The 5,006-nt window shown below is 71.7% G+C and carries 2 protein-coding genes and 1 pseudogene; 2 read left to right on the forward strand and 1 reads right to left on the reverse strand.

What is annotated here, in order from left to right; all coding sequences use genetic code 11:
• Positions 1 to 498 (forward strand): annotated as a pseudogene (locus G3I40_RS02840) (DUF4131 domain-containing protein); the annotation flags it as partial.
• A gap of 57 nt (positions 499 to 555) precedes the next feature.
• Here G3I40_RS02840 and G3I40_RS02845 read toward each other — a convergent pair.
• Entirely contained in the window at positions 556 to 3,882 is a 3,327-nt protein-coding gene (locus G3I40_RS02845) for a S8 family serine peptidase (protein WP_164300557.1), read from the reverse strand.
• A gap of 287 nt (positions 3,883 to 4,169) precedes the next feature.
• On the opposite strand from G3I40_RS02845, the gene G3I40_RS02850 reads away from it, so the two are divergent.
• Positions 4,170 to 4,637, forward strand: coding sequence for an NUDIX hydrolase (locus tag G3I40_RS02850; protein WP_164300558.1), 468 nt, complete (start codon positions 4,170 to 4,172; stop codon positions 4,635 to 4,637).
• Positions 4,638 to 5,006: the final 369 nt, after the last annotated feature.

The raw sequence follows: 5,006 nt of genomic DNA on the forward strand, positions 1-5,006 counted from the left end.
CGGCCGGTCCGGCTCGCGCTCGGCGCGCTGGCCGTGGCGTGCGCCGCCTCGTTCCTGGGCGGTCTGGTCTGGCTCGGCGCCCACGGGTCCGACTCGGCCGGCACCGCGTCCGACGGCTCCGCCAAGTCGGCGGCGGACGGCGGCGGCAAGTCCGCGTACGCGCCCGAGATGCACCTGGCCTGTTCCCGGGTGCTGGTGGAGGGGCGGGTGGTCAGCATCGTGCCGCGCGCCGACGGCGACGTACGCGTCCTCCTCGACGTGAAGCGCTATTACCGCCCCGAGCGGGCGGTGCGCGACCACCCCCGGTTCGCCGTCACCCTCCACGGAACGGCCCGCGCCGACCTGAAGCCCGGCACGTACACGCTGATCCGCACCCCGGTGTACCCCGAGGACCGGCAGGACTGGGAGACCGGCGGGGGCGTCGCCGACGTGCGCAAGGAGATCCTCAAGGCGCTGCCCGGCGCCGAGGGCCTGACCTGCGCGCGCCCGCAGGACTGACGGCGAAGGGGCGGGCGCCACCGGCGCCCGCCCCTCGCACTCACGTCACCCGGAACGCTACGGGGTGACCTTCTCGATCTTCACGCTGCCGACGCCGGCGACGACGCCCCGCTCGTTCAGCAGCCGCACCTCGCCGAAGAACTCCCGGCCTTCCGGCGCCGGGGCCGCGGCCGTGACCTCGGCGGCGACGTCCGTGGACGCCCCGGTGGCCAGGGACACGGTCTTCGACTCGTCGACCTTCACCGTGCCGAGGGCCGGCGAGAAGAAGACGTCGGTGTAGTCGTACGCGGTCGAACCGGACGGCACCGAGTAGCCGGCGACCTCCACCGTGTACGTGCCGGCGGCCGGCTTCGCGATGCTCACGGCCTCCTCGGAGTCGCCGTCGGCGGACTGCCCGACGACGTTCCCGGCCGCGTCGTAGACCGTGAGGTCCAGGTCGGCGGCCTGGTCGGAGACGTTGCCGATCGCGACGTCGAGCTTCTCGGCGCCCGCGGGCACCTCGACCGTCGACGTCTGCGTGGCGCCACCGGCGATGGTGGGCCGCGCCGACTTGGACGAGCCGAGCGCACCGCCCTGCAGCTTCCCGCCCTTGATGGCGGCGAAGTTGTTCGTCACCTTCCAGTCGACGGCGGCCGGCGTGCCGACCTTCGCCTCGGGCAGCGTCTGCACGGCCGGGTCGAAGGACGCGCCGAGCACGGCGGCGTCCAGCGTGTACGGGTTGTCGAGCAGCGGCGACGTACGGCGCGCCTCGACCTCGATCTCCCAGACGCCGGCCTCCGGGTCCGCGTACGAACGCAGGTCCGGGCGGCAGACGTTGGCCGGGTTCTCGTAGTTCGGGTAGCAGCTCGGGGTCGCCGTGTCGTCGACGGGCACGCCGTACGGGTGGATGGAGATGAACCGCGTCTGGCTGCCGTCCTTCAGCCCGCTCATCCGCACCTGCAGCGACGTGGCGCCCTCGGGCACCGTCAGGAAGTAGGACTTGGTGCTGTTGCGCTGCACCGAGCTCTTGTCGTTGAACGTGTACGACGGCTTGGCCAGCGGCTTCGAGACGACGACGGTCGCCATGACCTGCTGGTCGACGCCCTCGGTCCGCGGGTCGTCCACCTGGAGGATCACGCTGCGCAGCCCGGCCGACTCCGGCCTGGCCTGCACCTTCACGGTGACGGCCTTGTTCAGCGGCAGCCACACGTTGCTCGACCCGGCGATGTCGAAGGTGTCACCCGAGTTGTTCTTCAGCGACAGCTTGTGCAGCACCGGCTTCGCCGAACCGGACGTCCGCGTGATCGTGACGTCGTACGTCTTGCGCTGCCCGGCCTTCAGACCGCCCTCGCGGTCGTAGATGCCGGTGCCGAAGCCGGGAGTCTTCAGCGCGTAGTCGATCGCGGTGTCGACGGGCGCCTTCACGGTGTACGTGTGCGCGCTCGCCCCGTCCTTGATCGAGTCCCAGGCGTCCTCGATGTCGATGAGGCCCGCGCCCTCGGCGTACGCCTGCTCGCCCTTGATGTGGTCCGCGGTCGAGGTGAGCGCGGTGCGCAGCTTCGCCGGGGTCAGGTCGATGTGCGCGCGCTTGGCGGCGGACAGCAGCAGCGCGCTCGCCCCCGCGGCCTGCGGCGAGGCCATCGAGGTGCCCTGCAGCATGGAGTAGCCGGCCGGCAGCGGGTAGCCCGCCTCGGCCACCGGTGCGCCGGGCAGCCAGGTCTGCGTCGAGTTGATCGCCGCGCCGGGCGCGGTGATGATCGGCGCGAAGCCGCCGTCCTCGCGCGGGCCGCGCGAGGAGAACGGCATCATCGCGTAGGACTTCTCGACCCGGGAGCCGTAGTTGGCGGCCCAGGTCTCCTTGGAGATGGACGCGCCGACCGAGAGGACCTTGTCGGCCAGGCCCGGGTCACCGATGGTGTTGGCGCCGGGGCCGGAGTTGCCCGCGGAGATCACCAGCTGGACGCCGTAGTCGTCGATGAGGCGCGTGTAGAGCTCGCTGCGCGCGTTGTTGCCGTCGTTCAGCGCGGGCAGACCGCCGATGGACATGTTCACGATGTCGACGCCGCGGTTCGCGACGAGGTCGATCATGCCCTCGGTGAGCGCGATGTTCGTGCACCCGCCGGTCCAGGTGCAGGCGCGCGAGGAGACGAGCTTCGCGCCGGGCGCGGCACCGTTCATGTTCTTGTTGCCGAACAGCGCGTTGGCCGAGGTGATGCCCGCGACGTGCGTGCCGTGCTCGGACTCGATGACGCCGATGTTGACGAAGTCGGCCTTCTTGCCGACCCAGTCGCCGCCGTACGGGTCCATGGGGACGTCCTTGCGGATCTCCACCACGAACGGCTGGCGCTCGACGACGTCGGTGGACGGGTCGTCCTTGCCGAAGTAGCCGACCTGGTAGCCGTCCTTGTACGGCTTCATGGCGGCGTCGTCGGTGAAGTCGCCGTTGTCGTTCACGTCGACGGTGACCGTCCCGGCGGCGGCGTCGTACAGCACGCCCCACTTGTCGGTGGTGTCGCCGTCGCGGTTCGCGTCGCCCTTGGCGTCGCCGCCTGCGGTGGCCGACTCGGCGAAGGTGCTGAAGCCGTACGACCCCGCCTTCGCCTTGTACGTACGCCCGTTGGCGGTGAACGTCGGGCCGGTGACCTGGGTGACCATCGGCCGCCAGGTGGCGTCGCCGTCGACGATCGGGTCGGTCGAGGTGACCCAGTCGACGATCTTGCGCTCGCCGGTGGTGGTCTTCTGCAGCGCCGGGTGGCCGAGGTCGACGCCCGAGTCGAGGATGCCGATGGTGACACCGCGGCCGTCGGCCTTCGGGTTGTCCTTCACGAAGTCGACGGCGCCCGTCTCGAAGGACGGGTTGTACGGGTTCTTGGCGGGAGTGTTCCTGCCGGGTCCGCCGTACGACCCGGTGGCCTTCTGGGACGCGCCCTTGGCGGTGTCCCCGGCCGGCGTCGGATCGTCCAGCTGGATCTCCTGGCGCAGGTCGATGCCGTGCACGGAGGCGAGCTTCTCGGCGGCCTTGATGGCGGCGTCGGCCCTGCCCGTCGGCACGGTCGCCCGCACGTAGCCGAGCTTGTCGTAGGTGCGGCCCACGGAGCCGCCCTTGACCGCGTCGAGCTGCTTGGCGACCTGTTCGGTGGCGCCGGGGGCGGTGGCCACCATCATGGTGACGTTCTTCTTGTTGTCCGCCTTGGCGTCGGCGAGCAGTTCCGCGTCCTGGGCGCCCAGCTTGTCGCTGGCGGACTTGACGGCGGGGTCGGCGGACGGGGCGGGAGCGGCGTCGGAGGCGAGGGCCATGGGTATCGGCCCGGCCGCGGTGAGCGCGGCCACCAGGCCGGCGGCGGCCGCGAGCCGGGCCGCGCGTCTCGCACCGGATATGGGCGCGCGCTGGGGATCGGGGGTCATCAGCATCCCTGGGTGTTCGAAGGGGTCCGGAATACGGAGCCGGATGACCGCTCAGCTTTACGTAAGTGACCGCAGTTTGGGGAGAGTTGTCCGCGGCGGGATGGGGCCGTGGCGGACTTCCGCCACCCGCCATCCGGCGCGAACCGGGACCGACCGGGCCTATCGGCCGCTTCGTGGCCGCCGCGTGTCCTGCCCGAGGCCACAGGCCGGGCCCGGACCCGCTCCCCGATCGCCGCAGGGCCCCCGATTGCCGCGCGCATCCCTGCGGATACCTCTAACGTCGGGGAATGCACAAAGAGCTGCGGGTGGCGGCCTACGCCGTGTGCGTGCGGGACGGGCAGGTGCTGCTCGCCCGCTGGGTCGCCGGCGACGGCAGCAAGCGCTGGACCCTGCCCGGCGGCGGCATGGACCACGGCGAGGACCCGTACGACACCGTGATCCGCGAGGTGGACGAGGAGACGGGCTACCGCCTCGACCCCGTGACCCTCCTGGGCGTCCACTCGGTCCTGCGCCGCTACCCCCGCAAGCTGGGCACGGTCGCCGACTTCCACGGCCTGCGCATCGTCTACGAGGGCACCGTCACCGGCGGCACCCTGCGCCACGAACAGAACGGCTCCACGGACCTGGCCGCCTGGCACGACCTCGACACCGTCCCCGACCTCCCGCGCGTCGAACTCGTCGACGTCGGACTGCGGCTGTGGCGCGAGCGCCCGCCCCACGGGCACGTCCTTCCCCGCAAGGTGAACACAGAGTGACGGCGAAAGAGCCACGCCCCCACCCGGGCATGACAAGACGAGGCGCTCGCCGGCTCCCTGCCGCCGCACGGTGATCCACGTACGGTGATCGGCGCTGCGCGTTGCGTCGCCGTTAACGTGCAGGCCACCCCCGATGCCAACGATCCAGTACGAGCGGGAAGTTCGGCCCGGCCCCCGGTGCCGTAAGCCCCGCGGTCACTGTCGACGCGTTCGCACTCGGGGAGACCGCGCCATGTCGCGCATACGCTCTGTCACCAATGTCGCCGCAGCACTCGACCGCCGTACGTTCCTGGCCGCGACCGGCGCGGTGACGCTGACCGCCGGCCTCGGCTACGCCCTCGGCCCGGACGGCTCCGCGGCCGCGGCCGG

It is taken from the genome of Streptomyces sp. SID14478, from assembly GCF_010548525.1.
Lineage (GTDB): Bacteria > Actinomycetota > Actinomycetes > Streptomycetales > Streptomycetaceae > Streptomyces.